Consider the following 14,262-nt stretch of genomic DNA (forward strand, 5'->3'; position numbering starts at 1 on the left):
ACCGCGCGCGGCGCCGCGCGTAGCCCCCACCGCCCTCCGCACGCGCGCTCGGCCCTCAATACGCCGCGTGCAGCAGCGCCAGATAATCCTGCCTGGTCAGCGGCCGCGGATTGGTCTTGTGGGCATTGTCGGCCAGCGACGCATCGGCTATTGCATCGAAGATGCCCTCGTCCACGCCCAGCGCCTTAAGACCCGGCGGCAGGCCCAGGCGCTCGTTCAAGTCCAGGAAGACCTGGCGCAGGTCGGCGTCGGCGGGCAGGCCCATGGCCTGGCGCAGCGCCGGCAGCTTGTCCGCCAGCCAGTCATGGTTGTAGCCGATGACGTGCGGCAGCAGGATGGCGTTGAGCGTGCCGTGGTGATGGTTCAGGGCGCCCAGCGCGTGCGACATGGAATGCACCGCCCCCAGGCCCTTCTGGAAACAGATCGCGCCTTCCAGCGCGCCCATCATCATGTGCCAGCGCCCCTCGCGATCGCCGCCGTCGGCGGTGACCTTTTCGATGTTGGCGTAGACGCGTTTCAGGCCGTCCAGGGCAATCGCGTCCGCCGGCGGGTTCACGGTGGGCGAGCAGAAGGTCTCGACGCAATGCGTCAACGCGTCCATGCCCGTCGCGGCGGTCATGTAGCGGGGCAGGCCCAGCGTCAGTTCGGGATCGCAGATCGCCGCCCTGACGACGTTCGGGCACCCTACCCCGGCCTTGATGCCATTGCGGAAAATGATCACCGCGGAGCGGCCGACCTCGCTGCCGCTGCCCGATGTGGTGGGCAGCACGACCAGCGGCGGCGTATTGACCACCGCGCGCGGCTTGGCGTGGCGATTGCAGTACTCCCACAGCGGCGCCGGATCGCCGCACATCACGGCGATGGCCTTGGCCAGGTCCAGGGACGCGCCGCCGCCGATCGCCACGATGCCGTCGCATTGCTCGCGGACGAACATGGCATGGCCGGCTTCCACGGCGTCCTCCGTCGGATTGGCCGGCGTGTCGTCGAACACCGCGCGCGCGGCGTCCGCGCCCAGAGGCTCGATCGCCATGGCGAAGACGCCCGCCGCGATCAGGCCCTTGTCGGTCACGAACATGGGATGCTTCACGCCATTGCGCGCCAGCTCGCCGGGCAACTCGCGCCGGCTGCCGTAGTCGAAATGCACTTTGGTCAGGAACTGTAGGATGGACACGCGCTTGCTCGCTACTCAGTGTTCGTGGAAACGGCGCCGCCTGGCTGGGCGACACCGGGAAAGCACAAAGGCCAGGTCCGCATGGGACGCGGGCCTTCGGCCGGTCGGCCGGAGCCGGCCCGCGATGGGCGCCGGCAACCTCAGTTAAGCGAAACGCCGGCCTGCTTGATCGCGACGTCCCATTCGGCCAGCTCCTTGTCGATGCGCTGCTGGAACTGCTTCGGCCCTTCGGAAATGATGACCGAGCCCAGCATGGTGGTCAGTTGCTCCTGCACGGCGGGCCGGGCGGCGATCTCGGCCAGGTCGGCGTGGATCTTCTCGACGATCCTGGGCGGCGTGCCGGCCGGCGCCAGGAAACCGTACCACGTGGCGATGTTTACGCCCTTCACGCCCAGTTCGTCCAGCGAGGGCACATCGGGCAACTGCGGCACGCGTTTGTCGTAGGTAATGGCCAGCGCGCGGATCTTGCCCGCCTTGATCTGCGGCAGCGCCGAACTGAGCGTGGCGAACGACATATCCACGGTCCCGCCCATCAGGTCGGCGATGGCGGGCGCGGCGCCCTTGTACGGCACGTGCAGGATGGACGTCCCGGTCTTCTGGCCGAACAGCACGCCCGCCAGATGCGGCGTACCGCCGTTGCCCGACGACGCATAGGTGTACTTGCCCGGATTCTGCTTCAGCACCTGCAGGAACTCCTGGAAGTTCTTCGCCGGGAAGTTGTCGCGCACCACCAGCACGTTGGGCGCCAGCGCCAGCAGCGCGATCGGGGCGAAGTCCTTGGACGTATCGAACTGCATGCCCTTGTACATGGCCGGGTTCATGGTGTGGTTGCCCAGCGCGACCAGCAGGGTGTAGCCGTCCGGCGCGGCCTTGGCGACATAGCTGGTGCCGATCAGGGCGTTGGCGCCGGCCTTGTTCTCGATGACGACCGGCTGGCCCCACTTCTTGGACAGCTCCTGGCCGAACAGGCGCGCGAAGGGGTCGGCCGAGCCGCCGGCCGGGAAACCGACCACTACCGATACGGGACGGTCCGGGTAATCGGCCGCGGCCGGAGCGGCCAAGGCCAGGCTGGCCAGCGCCGCCGCGGCGGCAAAGAAATGCTTGAGCTTCCAGGACGGGCCCATGAGTGTCTCCATTTTGTTCTGGTTCTGCGGCGCCGGCCTGTTGGCGGCAACCGTGGCGCCGCGTGTTGTCCAGCGGGCACCAGCCGAGATTATGGGCAGGCCAGCGGAAACTGCATTGAATTTTTGGAACACCGCAGTTCTCTGCCAGGCAATAGTCGATGCATGCGCGCGGCGCCGGCCGCCCGGACGCTGTCCTCCCGCGGCGGCGGATGGCCGGCCCCGGATGGCCGGCCCCGCGGATGGCCGCCCCGCGCTTTTTCCAAACGAGAACAGTGGCGTTCCCAAAAAGAAATCGGCGCGCGCGGGCCGCTGATACGATAGCCCGTCGCATCGCAGGCGCTGCGGAACAACAGGAGACAACGATGTACGAACAACCCGCCCTTTATATCAACGGCCGCTTTATTCCCGCCGAAGGGCGAGCCACGCAGGCGATCACCAATCCCGCCACCGGCGAAGTCCTGGGCCAGTTGCCCCATGCAACCACCGAGGACCTGGATCAGGCGCTGGCCGGCGCGCAAAAAGCCTTCGAGACCTGGAAGCGCACGTCCCCCATGGAGCGCTCCGCCATCCTGCGCAAGGCCGGCGACCTGCTGCGCGAACGTATGCGGGACATCGCCCGCAATATCTCCCTCGACCAGGGCAAACCCTTGTCCGAAGCGTTGGCGGAAACCGACAAGAGCGCCGAACACGCCGACTGGCACGCCGAAGAAGGCCGCCGCATCTATGGCCGTGTGATTCCGCCGCGCCAGCCGGACGTGCGCCAGTTCGTGGTGCGCGAACCGGTGGGCGTGTGCGTGGCCTTCTCGCCCTGGAATTTCCCGATCGGCCAGGCTTCGCGCAAGGTATTCGCGGCCCTGGGCAGCGGCTGCACGCTGGTCATCAAAGGTCCCGAGGACAGCCCCAGCGGCGTCATCGCACTGGTGCGCGCCCTGCACGACGCCGGCCTGCCGGCCGGTTGCCTGAACCTGGTCTGGGGCGTCCCGGCGGATATTTCCAGCTACCTGATTCGCTCGCCCATCGTGCGCAAAGTGTCGTTCACCGGCTCGACCGCCGTCGGCAAGCAGGTGGCGGCGTTGGCCGCCAGCCATATGAAGCGCATGACCATGGAGCTGGGCGGGCACGCGCCTGTCCTGGTGTTCGACGATGCCGACCTGGATCGCGCCGCCGACATCCTGGCGCGCTTCAAGATGCGCAACGCGGGCCAGGTGTGCATTTCACCGTCGCGCTTCTTCGTGCAGCGCGGAGCCTACGACAGGTTCGTTTCGCGCTTCGTCGAAATCACGGCTTCGCTGAAGGTGGGGGATGGCCTGGACCAGGGCGTGGACATGGGACCGCTGGTCCATGACCGCCGCGTCGCCGCCATGGAAAGCTTTATGGAAGACGTGCGCCAGCGCAAAGGCGAAGTGCTGACAGGCGGATCGCGCGTCGGCACGCGCGGATCGTTCTTCGCGCCGACCGTGGTCGCCGGCCTCCCCGCGGATGCGCGCCTGATGCACGAAGAGCCGTTCGGGCCTATCGCGCCCATCGCGTCCTTCGATAGCTTCGAGGACGGCATACGGCTGGCCAATTCCCTGCCCTATGGGCTGAGCTCCTATGTCTTCACCGAGTCCTTGCGCACCGCGACGCTGGCCTCCAATGCGCTGGAGGCCGGCATGGTGAACATCAACCACTACGGCAGCGGCGCGGCGGAAATGCCGTTCGGCGGGGTCAAGGACAGCGGCATAGGCAGCGAAGGCGGCGCGGAGACCTTCGACGGGTATCTGGTCACCAAATTCATCACGCATCGGTAAATGCATTGCCGGGAATCGCGCCGGCATGCTCGCGGGGCCAGGCTAGCGTTGTTCCGGACTATCGCCGCGACGGCCGTTGCGGCGCGGCGCCAGCGAACCGGCCAGCGCATCCAGTTGCCTGTCCTTGCTTGCCAACTGCGTCGACAACTCGGATATCGACTGGAGCAGCTCCGTTTCGCGCTTGCCGGCGGCGGCCGCCGCGTTTTGCGCGGAAGCCTGTTCCGCCTCCAGCCTGGCGGAGGTAGCGGCCAACTCGGCGCGCAGCGTCGTTTCGCCGCGTAGCGCTTGCCGCAATTCTTCCTGCAGGCTGGCGATCGCCGCCTGCATCTCGCCGCGCGCGCGCTCCGTGGCCTGCCTTTCCTTGTCCAGGGCCTGGCGTTCACGTTCAGCCGCCTCACGATCCCGTTCGGCGGATAGCCGGTCGCGTTCGGCGGCCTGCCGCTCGCGTTCGATCTCGGCCGTCAGCCGCTTGTTGGCCTGACGCTCCGCATCCAGCTCATTCAACCAGCGGCGTTCCTGCGCCGCATGGCGCGCCTGCGCTTCCGCCAACGCATCCGCGTGGCGGTTCTGCACCTCGACCAACTGGGCGCGCAGGGCCTGGGCCTCGTCTTGCGATTGGGCCAATGCCTTACGGGCCGACTCGGCCTGCCTTTGCTGGGACCGCGATTCATCGCCGGCGGCACGGGCGGCATCCTGCGCGGCTTCCAATTGCTCGCGCAAGGCCTGCAGGCCAAGCTCAAGGTCCGCCTCGCGTGCTTGCAAGCGGTCCCGCGCCTGCGCCAGCTCCTGTTCCACCGCCGCAAGGCGATGCCGTTCGGCGGCCAGGCGGCCGGCCTCTTCGGACTGCCGCGCGTGAACCTGCTCGCGCGCCTGTTCCAGCGCCGCGCGCCATAGCTCCCGCGACAAACGCGCGACGGGCTCGGGCAGCGCGGCGTGGCCGGCGCCCGTCAGGCGTTCGCTCAGGCCGGCAAACCAGGAGTTCAAAAAACCGGTGATGGTGTTGGGGGACCCACGGCCCAGTTTCAGGCGGACGCGTTCGATGGTGGGACGCTCACCGTCCCGCAGCAGCGCGTCAGCGGCGGTATGGACATCGAGCTCTGTAATCGCCATGGTTTTTAAGTTGCGATAAGGGAAGTTTATCCGCCTCAAAAGGCGCACGACCACTATATATACTACATCGGACGTATTATTTCATACATTTCCCGGACGCCGTCCGGATTACCGGCGCGCCCGGCGCCAATCCGGTACAGCTGCCCTCCGGCTCGACCGTAGCGGCTGCGTCCCGGCGCCACCGGAACAGGCAACCGCGGATGCGGGTTCCGGGCGCCCCCCGCGCCGCGCCAGCCGGACACGAGGTGTTCCCCGATTGCGCCCGTAAAGGATTACCGGGACACTGTTTTTATGAACATCCGGCAGCTCGTTTCATTCGCCCGCGTGGCCCAGCTGGGCAGCTTCGCGGCCGCGGCCAAGGCCCTGCATGCGACGCAGTCCACCATTTCGACCCGCATACGCGAGCTGGAAACCACCTGGGGCGTGGAGCTGTTCGACCGTTCGCACCACGGCCTGCAATTGACCGCCAAGGGCGAGGAAATCCTGCCTTGGGCGAAGCAGATCATCGCCCTGTCCGAACGCATCAGCTTTCATCTGGGAGAGCCCGAGGCCATCACCGGGCTGTTGCGCATGGGCGTGGCCGGGCGCATCGCCCACACATGGCTGCCGCGGCTGATCGCCGCCATCCGCGCGCGCTATCCCCGCGTCAGATTCGAAATACGCCTGGGATTGACGGCCCCTTTGCTGCAGATGGTCCGTTCGGGGGAACTGGATATCGCCTTTGCGGGCGCGCCCATTACCGATCCCACGCTGGAGGCGGTCTCGCTGGGCCATGACGAATTCACATGGATGGCGTCGCCGGAACTGGAGCTTCCGGCCGAACGGACGCTGACGCCCGCCGATCTGGCGCAATATCCCATCGTCGGCCTGTCGCAGGCCTCGCCCCACTACCCCGCGATCGCGCAGTGGTTCGGCGCGGCCGGGGTGGAATACAACCCGCTGATTTCCTGTAGCGACATGGGCGTGGCCGCCAAGCTGATCGCCGCGGGACTGGGGGTGGGACTACTGCATCGCGCCTCGCACAGGAACGAGGTATTGGCCGGCCTGCTGACGGTGCTGGATACCTCGCCGGCCTTTCCACGGTTGGAATTCGTGGCCGTGCACCAGCGCGGCAACACCAGTCCGCTGGTGACGGCCGTGGCCCTGCTCGCGGCCGAGGTCAGCGACTTCCCGCGTGAAGCAATGCCGCTGGCGTAAGCGGCGCCCGCGTCAGCGCGCGGCGGTCTTGATCCCGGCCTTCTGTATCACCTGCGCCCATTTGGCGCGCTCGCCCGCCATGAACTCGCCGAACGCCGCCGGCGTCATGCTTTGCGGCTCGGTGCCGATACCGACCAGCTTCCGCCGGATATCGTCGCGCGCAAGAATTTTCGCGGTTTCCTTGCTGAGCATATCGACGATGGCCTGTGGCGTGCCCGCGGGCGCGACCAGGCCGTACCAGACCGTTACGTCGTATCCGGGCAGGCCCTGCGAAGCGACGGTGGGGATCTCCGGAACCATGGGCGACCCATGCGCGCCCGTTACCGCCAGGCCGCGCAGCTGGCCGGACTTCACCATGGTCGCGGCGGTCGGCATATTGTCGAAGATCAGATCGACCCGCCCCGCCACCACTTCGCTGACGGCCTGCGGGCCGCCCTTGAACGGCACGTGGGTCATTTCGATGCCGGCCATGGACTCGAACAGCTCGGCCGACATATGCGGCGACGATCCCGTACCGGCGCTGCCGTAGAACAGCTTGCGCGTTTTGCCGTAGGCGATCAGTTCTTTCACGTTCTTGACCGGCAGCGACGGGTTCACCAGCAGGATGTTCTGGATGCCCGCCACCAGTGAAACCGGCGCGAAGCTGCGCACGGCATCGTAAGGCAGGTCGTCCTGCAAAGCGGGATTCACCGCCAGCGCCGAGCTCGATCCCATCAACAAGGTGTAGCCGTCCGGCGCGCTGCGCGCCGCCACGCCGGTACCCAGCGCACTGCCGGCGCCAGGACGGTTTTCCACGACCACCGGCTGGCCCAGGTCCAGCGTCATCTGTTCGGCCAGCGTGCGCGCCAGTACGTCCGACGTGCCGCCCGGCGTGAACGGCACGATGATCTTGATGGGCCGCTCGGGATAGGCGCCGGCGTGCGCCGCGCCCGCCCACCCCAACGGAAGAATCAATGACAACGCCGCCAGCAGACGCGTGCCGAGGCCGCGCATCGCGCAGGAAATGTCCATGGAATACCCCTTGTATCGTTATCCGGAAGGCCGGTGTCCATGTCTCCTCGCCTTCGCCGCCGGCGGGCGTGTACAGCTTCTTATGGCGGCCGCGCGGCCTGCCTGTCACCCGTGATACGAGCGTCGCCCTTCGTCGCGCAGCCACAGGCGCAGCAAATGCCGCTTGCGCTCCGGCTCCGGATAATCGACGAAGCCTGTGCGGCGGTGCCCGCAACGGCGATTGTCCACGATCTGGATTTGCCCGCGCTCGAAGAAGAACTCGCGGTTCCAGCGTTCTTCACGCATGATGGATTCCAAGGCGTCCAAGGCCTCGAATCCCAGCGGATCCAGCTCCTGCCCCGCCAGGTGATAGCCGCTGAGCGTCTGATGGCGCGACAGCTTGCAGTTCAGCCATTCGCCGTCGTAAGTGAACAGCGGACGGCTCAGCACCATCGGATCGCCCGGATAGTGCTCGCGCTGCCGGTTCGCCAGGAACGGCTGGTACAGCCGCTCGACCAGCTCGATGGGATGCCGCTTCAGCATCTCGTTATAGACCGAGTAGAAACTGACAATGCTATTGATGCCGCCGGCCATGGCCGGATGCAGGCAGAACAGCGCCACATAATGCGGCGGGCACAGGTTGTAGTTGTTGTCGGTGTGGAAGTTCTGGTCTTTGCTGGTGGTATCGCCGCGCACCGACGTGCTGTAGGCCCGGCCCTGGTCCTTCACGTCGTAGATCATCTTGCCGTCGAAACTCTGCGCCACCGGCCGGGCCACCATCTGGCCCAGCATCCAATAGATGGCGCGGTTTTCCTCTTGCGAATAGCGCTGCACCGGCACCTTGTCCAGGATCACGAAACCCACGCCGTCCTGCAGGATTTCGCGAGCGCGCCGCATCATCGCCATGCAGCGCGGCATGTCGAAATCCGTGGGGGCCAGCAGCAAAGTGGGCAGCGGATTGCGGCGCAGGGATTCGACGAATGCGTCGATTTCCGCCAGGCAATCGTCATCGATATGGATCATGCCGTCGTCCGGCGCCAACGTATCGCGGTCCCAGACGATGGGACCGGCCAGGGGCGTATCGCGTATCAACGGACGGCCCGGCGCCGACGTGTCCAGTATGGTGACTTCCTCGCCTTCGGCGAGATCCCGTGTGCGTTCGACTTGCATTTCCATGAATGCCTTTCCCCTTGGTTGCGGTTCGTGGGGAAGTATAGGAAGGCAAGCGTGGCGGCAAAAACGAATAATTCCGTCGCCGCGGCGACGGGAAATCCGATATCCGGGATTACCAGGAGCGCGGTCGCGGGCGCAAAAAAACCGCGGGGCGTCGCGCTCCCGCGGCTTGTGTGGGACAACGCGGCGTGCCAGCCTGCCGGACGCCATTGATCAGGCGTCAGCCCAGGCCCCGCCACACCCGTGCGTCAGGCGCCGGCGCCCGTCCTGCCGGACGTATTGAAGTTCCGGACCGTGCCTTTGGCGTTGAAGAAAATATTCAGGTCGCGGTCGGTTTTGCGTTGCTGCGTTTGTGCAGCCGCGCTGCCGAACGACCCTGCCATTCCGGAGAGATACTTCGAAGCCTCGCCAAGGTAGTCCTTGCCATTGATCTGGTCTTCGCTATAAGCCCAATAATCCGCGCCATCCGGCTGCTCACTCTTATAGTGAGGCTCGCCGAACAACTGCAATACGTCGGCCTTGGTGGTCTGGTTCGCGACCAGGTGCTGCTTGAGATAGGCCATGCTCATTTTGTCCTCGCCGCTGCCGCTACCCATATTGGCGCACGCCGCAAGAGTCGAAAGGAGCAAGGCAGCTGTCAATGCGCGAAAAGACATAGATGTTCCCCAGGTAGGATTCGTCCGAATCGAAGCGGGAGAACTTTACTTAATTTTGTTTACGACTTAAGTAACAGTAGATAACTAGAAATTATTCAAAAATTCCACGCTACGCCTTGCCCTCGGATCAACAGTGCCGGTGCGCCGCGATCAGTGATCGTGCCTTGGACTCCCGCGCCGATGAAAGCGGGACGCGGCGCGCGTTGCTCCCGCCCCGCGACGCGCAGCCAACCGCGCGGCGGTACAGGAGATACGCGATCTGGTAAAGACCGGCGCTTCCCAGTCACCCCGCGTCGGCTGGCGTAAAGCAGAACAAGGCCGTGCGTACCGCCGCGGGAGCGCCCGGCTTGAACCAGTAGGTATCCTGGATATGCGAGGCGGTCACGTAGATGACGCCGTCGGGTCCTTCCGCCATGGTGTCCGGCCAACGCAGCTGCTGATCCTGCACGGCGACCTCCGTCGTGCTACCGGTCCAGCGGGTAACGGCGTTGTTGCCGACCGCGGTCAGGTACAGGGAGCCCTCCCGGCTTATCAGCAAACCGTCGCTGACGTGCGTCGTGCCCACCTTGCGCACGCCCTGCTCGCGCTGTTCCTCGCTCCTATCCTTGCGCAGCAGCGCCGTATCGATGGAATACAAGGTGCGCCCGGTGAGCGCCTGCCAATACAGCGTGGCGCCGTCGTTGGATAGCGCGATGCCGTCGGAGGCGAACATGGGCTGCCGGCCGTCGGGCCGGCGCAAGGGCGCGCCGTCCACCTCGACGATGACGTCCTTTTCCAGCTGCGTGGACGGATGGCCGGCCAAGGCGCGGAAGCTCTCGCCGCTTTCCACGTCGAGCACGACGATCGCCCCTTCGGCGCCCGAATCCGTCAAGTAGGCCGTCTTGCCGTCCGGGCTCAAGCGTATGTCGTTCAGATAGCTGCCTTGCTTCGCCACGTCGGGCGGCATGGAGATGACCCGGCGCACGCTATCGCTGGCCAGATCGATGCAGACCAGCTTGGCCGCGCCCGGCAATACGCGTTCATTGCCCGGCGCGCCTGGATCGACCACCCACAATGTTCCCCGGCCATCGGCATACAAGGCCTGCACGCAAACGAAATGCTGGTCCAGCGACTTTTCGAAGGCCGTTTCGTTGCGCCAGGAATTCCATTCCTGGTCCGGATACGGCCGCAGCCCGCCGTCCGGCAAAACCTCGGCCACCGATATAGGCGCATCTTCGGTCCAACGCGGAAAGTTGACGAAGATGCGGCCGTCTTCCGCGACGGTGACTCCGGTCACCTGATGATCGAATTCGGCGATGGTGTTTAAGGTCGTCATGGAACTGTCCCGGTATGTTCTGGATCCCTGCGCGCAGCACCCGACGTGCCGGACAGGGGTATGTGGGTTGCATGGGCTTGCCGCCTCGAACATCCCTTGTTCCGAAAGGGCCGATAACGTCGGCGGATGTGCTATCAATATGCCTCCGCTCATCAATGACGAGCCGCCGCATTTCCGATTCGGAGTTCGAAACCATGGCGCACCGGCAGACAGACCGCACACCGGTCGAGAACAAGGCTGGCAAGGCGATAACCCCGGGCAAGGACGTCTTTTCCGCGGCTGTGCAGACCACGCGCATGCCCATGCTGGTCACCGACCCGACTCTGCCGGACAACCCCATCGTTTTCGCCAACCAGGCTTTCATCCGGATGACCGGGTATGCCGTGGAGGAAATCCTCGGGCGGAATTGCCGCTTTCTGCAAGGCCCGGACACCGACCGTGAATCCGTGGCGCGCATCCGCGCGGCGGTGGACGCACGCCGCGAGATTTCGATGGAACTCATCAATTACCGCAAGGACGGCTCCAGTTTCTGGAATGCGCTGTTCATCTCGCCGGTCTATGACGAAGCCGGGAAACTGACGTACTTCTTTGCATCCCAGCTCGACATCAGCCGCCGCAAGGATGCCGAATACGCCTTGCAGCACGCGCAGAAGATGGAAGCCCTGGGGCAGCTGACGGGCGGCATCGCGCACGATTTCGACAACCTGATCCAGGTCATGCAAGGCCACATCGAATCGATACGCCGCGGCATGGAACAAGATGACGTGGACAAGGCCCGCGTGCTGCGCAGCGTGGACGACGCCAGCCAGGCGGCCAAGGCGGCGGAGGCGCTTACGCAGCAATTGCTGGCATTCTCCAGGAAGCAAAGCCTGGAAGGCCGCGTCGTCAACCTGAACAATGTGATCCGATCATCCCGCCTGTGGCCGGATAGCACCTTCGGCGACATCCATGCCGGGTACGAGCTGGCGCCCGACCTGTGGAACGTGCGACTGGATAGCGCCCAGCTGGAAATCGCGCTTATGAATGTCTACGACAACGCGCGGGATGCGGTAGGGGATGTCTCCGATCGTCGCATCACCACCACGACGAGCAACGTCGTCCTGGACGACGAAGCGACCCGTACTCTCGATGCTCTGCCGCCGGGCCGCTATGTGTGCGTGGCGATTTCCGATAACGGCCACGGCATGCCGAAAGCCATACGCAAGCGCGCGCTGGACCCCTTCTTCTCCACCAAGGAGGCCGGCAAGGGAACGGGCCTGGGCCTTTCCATGGTCTATGGCTTCGTCAGGCAATCCGGCGGAGCGCTCAGGATCAGTTCGGAAGTCGGCGTGGGCACGACCGTGTCGCTCTACTTCCCCGCCGACGAGCGCGCGCTGGAAGGCGCGCCTGTACCTGCTATCGGCGGCTGCGCTTCTTCGCCTTGATGTAGCGGGGGAAAGGCCATGGCGGACCATGCAAGGGCGGCATCATCATCGCGCCGATCACCGGCTTGGGCTGTGCCGCATGCCGCGCCGCTACGCGCTTGCGCGATGCCAGTTCGCGCTTTACCGCCGGTTCGGCTTCCAGCATCACGCGCAGATTCGCCATGCGCATGGACGCATAGTGCCCGGCCTGTTCCGTGGCGAGACGCTCCAGCAGGTCGTAAACCTCGATCAAGCTGCCGTGCAGGCGGGCGATTTCCCACAGCAGGCGCCGCACTTCGGGACAGGGATTCGCGTCCCATAACGCGCGTAGCTCCTTATGGAAGAGCGCCGGATATCTCGACATCGCCCGCACTTTAATACTGTATATATAACCAGTATATAGACCCGATTGCCGCCTCGTCGCCGAGCCGGCGCCCTTGTCCGCGACCGCCTGGAACGACGCGGGTTTGCAGCCCATCCACAAGATCGCATGATGCAACCCCGTTTTCACCAGCCGGCCCCGGGTCAACGCCGCGCGACATTAACGTATACTTTTATAAGATTACGTATACGTTATCGCTAAACCTTTATTGGAGCCTTCGTGAAATTCCTCGCTTACGCGCGCGATACCCACCACCTCGGCATGCTGCTCGATACGGAAACCGTATTCGATCTGACCACCGCCTGGCCGGATGACGCCATCACGCCCGCGCCCCGGCATGTCGGAGAGCTCCTGGCGCTGGGCGACGCCGGCATCGAACGGGCGCAAACCCTGGCGCGCGAGCACGCCGGCGCCGCGCGATTCACTGCGCGATTGGCCGACCTGCGCCTGCTTGCCCCCATCCCGCGGCCGCGGAAGAACATCTTCTGCATCGGGCGCAACTATCGCGAGCACATCATTGAAGGCAACCGTGCGCGCGGACGGGATCCCCATGACTTTCCCAAGGTGATCGAAGTCTTCACCAAGCCGCCGACCACGGTCATCGGCCCGGACGCCGTCATCGCGGCCCATGCGCACGTTACGCGCGAACTCGACTACGAAGTGGAATTGGGCGTCGTGATCGGCAAAAGCGGCATCGACATCCCGGCTGAAAAAGCGATGGAGCACGTATTCGGCTACACCATCATCAATGACATCAGCGCCCGCGACCTGCAGAAGGCGCACGGCCAATGGTTCAAGGGCAAAGCGCTGGACCGCCATTGCCCCATGGGACCTTGGGTCGTGCACAAACAGGCGGTCGCCGACCCGCACACGCTTTCGATACAGCTGGATGTGAACGGCGAGCGCCGGCAGGATTCCAATACCGCGGACCTGCTATTCAAGATCCCGGACATCATCGCGCAGCTATCGGCCGGCATGACGCTGGAGGCCGGCGACATCATTGCCACCGGCACGCCGTCGGGCGTGGGACTGGGCCTGGTGCCGCCCCGCTATCTGCAAAAGGGCGACGTCGTCACCGCGCGCATCGAAGGACTGGGCGTCCTTCGCAATACCATCGGCGATTAAGACTAGTCGGCGAGCTCCGGCGTGCGCTGCGCCGATATGGAGCGGGTCGCCATGGCCTCGGTATGCCGCAAATGGGCAATGGTCAGGCGTCGCGCTTCGTCGGCGTTCTGCGCGCGAATCGCTTCGTACAGCCGCTGGTGCTGCCGCATGGATTCCTTGCGCTCTTCCCACTCCGCGATGAAGAAATAACGGCACAGGCGCAGCTCCAGCTCCTGGATCACCGAGAAGGCCAGCGCGTTATCCGCGGCCTGCGCGATCACGGTATGGAATTGCGAATTGACCCGTGAGCTGGTGACGAAGTCGCTCAGCTCCACCGCGCGTTCGCCTTCGTCCACCAGCGCCAGCAACTGCTGCAGATGGGTGGCGCGCCGCCGGTGCGCCGCCATGGCAGTGATTTCCGGCTCGATGATCTGCCGCAGTTCGAACAGCTCATGAAGCTCGCCCATCGACAGCCGGCGCACATAGGTGCCGCGCCGTGGCGCCGATTCCACCCAGCCCTTTGCTTCCAGCGCCTTCAAGGCTTCACGCACCGGGATCTTGCTGACCCCGAACCGTTCGGCCAGCTCGTCGATCAGCAGGCGCTCTCCCGCGCGCAGCTTGCCGGTAACGATCTGCTCGAACAGGGCCTCATAGACATTGGGTAAGCGGGCGGCGCGTGTTTCCACGCCGGCGGGCGAAGACCGCAGGTCTTCAGCGATGGTTGCCATGGAGTTTCCGAATGTCGCGACTCGCGATGAGCCAGATTTTTCTTGACATGCTAGCACGCTCAGATATTATTCTCCCGTTTCGTATACTTTATGGACACTACGTATACTTTAAGGGGAAG

At 64.9% G+C, this 14,262-nt stretch carries 13 protein-coding genes; 4 read left to right on the forward strand and 9 right to left on the reverse strand.

What is annotated here, in order from left to right:
* Positions 1 to 55 precede the first annotated feature (55 nt).
* Both ACNA0R_RS19175 and ACNA0R_RS19180 read right to left on the reverse strand, forming a co-directional pair.
* The gene (locus tag ACNA0R_RS19175) at positions 56 to 1,171 is read right to left on the reverse strand and encodes an iron-containing alcohol dehydrogenase (protein ID WP_415827642.1); all 1,116 of its coding nucleotides are present in this window, start codon (positions 1,169 to 1,171) and stop codon (positions 56 to 58) included.
* Between the two features lie 140 nt (positions 1,172 to 1,311).
* Entirely contained in the window at positions 1,312 to 2,307 is a 996-nt protein-coding gene (locus ACNA0R_RS19180; RefSeq protein ID WP_415827643.1) for a Bug family tripartite tricarboxylate transporter substrate binding protein, read from the reverse strand.
* A gap of 350 nt (positions 2,308 to 2,657) precedes the next feature.
* Here ACNA0R_RS19180 and ACNA0R_RS19185 point away from each other — a divergent pair, with 350 nt between their 5' ends.
* Positions 2,658 to 4,085, forward strand: coding sequence for an NAD-dependent succinate-semialdehyde dehydrogenase (locus ACNA0R_RS19185; RefSeq protein WP_415827644.1), 1,428 nt, complete (start codon positions 2,658 to 2,660; stop codon positions 4,083 to 4,085).
* 42 nt (positions 4,086 to 4,127) lie between these two features.
* Here the strand turns inward: ACNA0R_RS19185 and ACNA0R_RS19190 are convergent, their stop codons facing one another.
* On the reverse strand, positions 4,128 to 5,195 hold the full coding sequence (locus tag ACNA0R_RS19190; RefSeq protein WP_415827645.1) for a DNA-binding protein: 1,068 nt from the start codon (positions 5,193 to 5,195) through the stop codon (positions 4,128 to 4,130).
* Positions 5,196 to 5,486: 291 nt separating this feature from the next.
* Here ACNA0R_RS19190 and ACNA0R_RS19195 point away from each other — a divergent pair, with 291 nt between their 5' ends.
* Entirely contained in the window at positions 5,487 to 6,392 is a 906-nt protein-coding gene (locus tag ACNA0R_RS19195; protein WP_415827646.1) for a LysR family transcriptional regulator, read from the forward strand.
* A 12-nt stretch (positions 6,393 to 6,404) separates the two neighbouring features.
* Here the strand turns inward: ACNA0R_RS19195 and ACNA0R_RS19200 are convergent, their stop codons facing one another.
* From ACNA0R_RS19200 to ACNA0R_RS19215, 4 genes are all read right to left on the reverse strand, one after another.
* Positions 6,405 to 7,403, reverse strand: coding sequence for a tripartite tricarboxylate transporter substrate binding protein (locus ACNA0R_RS19200; protein ID WP_415827647.1), 999 nt, complete (start codon positions 7,401 to 7,403; stop codon positions 6,405 to 6,407).
* A gap of 105 nt (positions 7,404 to 7,508) precedes the next feature.
* Positions 7,509 to 8,558 (reverse strand): TauD/TfdA family dioxygenase, encoded by a 1,050-nt coding sequence (locus tag ACNA0R_RS19205; RefSeq protein ID WP_415827648.1) that lies wholly within the window; start codon positions 8,556 to 8,558, stop codon positions 7,509 to 7,511.
* A gap of 245 nt (positions 8,559 to 8,803) precedes the next feature.
* Complete coding sequence (locus ACNA0R_RS19210) at positions 8,804 to 9,211, reverse strand: hypothetical protein (RefSeq protein ID WP_415827649.1); 408 nt, start codon at positions 9,209 to 9,211, stop codon at positions 8,804 to 8,806.
* A 283-nt stretch (positions 9,212 to 9,494) separates the two neighbouring features.
* On the reverse strand, positions 9,495 to 10,526 hold the full coding sequence (locus ACNA0R_RS19215) for an L-dopachrome tautomerase-related protein (protein ID WP_415827650.1): 1,032 nt from the start codon (positions 10,524 to 10,526) through the stop codon (positions 9,495 to 9,497).
* Between the two features lie 194 nt (positions 10,527 to 10,720).
* Between ACNA0R_RS19215 and ACNA0R_RS19220 the strand changes: the two genes are divergently transcribed.
* Positions 10,721 to 11,950, forward strand: a complete 1,230-nt coding sequence (locus ACNA0R_RS19220) for a PAS domain-containing protein (protein ID WP_415827651.1) — start codon at positions 10,721 to 10,723, stop codon at positions 11,948 to 11,950.
* On the opposite strand, the gene ACNA0R_RS19225 is transcribed toward ACNA0R_RS19220, so the two are convergent.
* Positions 11,922 to 12,293: a hypothetical protein gene (locus ACNA0R_RS19225; RefSeq protein ID WP_415827652.1), complete on the reverse strand. Its 372-nt coding sequence runs from the start codon at positions 12,291 to 12,293 to the stop codon at positions 11,922 to 11,924. The two genes, ACNA0R_RS19220 and ACNA0R_RS19225, sit on opposite strands and share 29 nt — an antisense overlap.
* 237 nt (positions 12,294 to 12,530) lie before the next feature.
* Between ACNA0R_RS19225 and ACNA0R_RS19230 the strand changes: the two genes are divergently transcribed.
* Positions 12,531 to 13,436 carry a fumarylacetoacetate hydrolase family protein gene (locus ACNA0R_RS19230; RefSeq protein ID WP_415827653.1) on the forward strand — a complete coding sequence of 302 codons (906 nt, stop codon included), beginning with the start codon at positions 12,531 to 12,533 and terminating at the stop codon, positions 13,434 to 13,436.
* Between the two features lie 2 nt (positions 13,437 to 13,438).
* On the opposite strand, the gene ACNA0R_RS19235 is transcribed toward ACNA0R_RS19230, so the two are convergent.
* A complete protein-coding gene (locus tag ACNA0R_RS19235; protein WP_415827654.1) occupies positions 13,439 to 14,143 on the reverse strand; it encodes a GntR family transcriptional regulator in 705 nt (234 codons plus the stop codon).
* Positions 14,144 to 14,262 lie beyond the last annotated feature (119 nt).

Origin of the sequence: Bordetella sputigena (genome assembly GCF_965137885.1) — a bacterium.
GTDB classification, from domain to species: Bacteria; Pseudomonadota; Gammaproteobacteria; order Burkholderiales; family Burkholderiaceae_B; genus Bordetella_C; species Bordetella_C sputigena.

Bases quoted from the DNA above. Each gene is read 5' to 3' on its own strand.
- ACNA0R_RS19180 (WP_415827643.1), bottom strand. From the start codon at position 2,307: ATGGAGACACTCATGGGCCCGTCCTGGAAGCTCAAGCATTTCTTTGCC.
- ACNA0R_RS19185 (WP_415827644.1), top strand. From the start codon at position 2,658: ATGTACGAACAACCCGCCCTTTATATCAACGGCCGCTTTATTCCCGCC.
- ACNA0R_RS19190 (WP_415827645.1), bottom strand. From the start codon at position 5,195: ATGGCGATTACAGAGCTCGATGTCCATACCGCCGCTGACGCGCTGCTG.
- ACNA0R_RS19195 (WP_415827646.1), top strand. From the start codon at position 5,487: ATGAACATCCGGCAGCTCGTTTCATTCGCCCGCGTGGCCCAGCTGGGC.
- ACNA0R_RS19200 (WP_415827647.1), bottom strand. From the start codon at position 7,403: ATGGACATTTCCTGCGCGATGCGCGGCCTCGGCACGCGTCTGCTGGCG.
- ACNA0R_RS19205 (WP_415827648.1), bottom strand. From the start codon at position 8,558: ATGGAAATGCAAGTCGAACGCACACGGGATCTCGCCGAAGGCGAGGAA.
- ACNA0R_RS19210 (WP_415827649.1), bottom strand. From the start codon at position 9,211: ATGTCTTTTCGCGCATTGACAGCTGCCTTGCTCCTTTCGACTCTTGCG.
- ACNA0R_RS19215 (WP_415827650.1), bottom strand. From the start codon at position 10,526: ATGACGACCTTAAACACCATCGCCGAATTCGATCATCAGGTGACCGGA.
- ACNA0R_RS19220 (WP_415827651.1), top strand. From the start codon at position 10,721: ATGGCGCACCGGCAGACAGACCGCACACCGGTCGAGAACAAGGCTGGC.
- ACNA0R_RS19225 (WP_415827652.1), bottom strand. From the start codon at position 12,293: ATGTCGAGATATCCGGCGCTCTTCCATAAGGAGCTACGCGCGTTATGG.
- ACNA0R_RS19235 (WP_415827654.1), bottom strand. From the start codon at position 14,143: ATGGCAACCATCGCTGAAGACCTGCGGTCTTCGCCCGCCGGCGTGGAA.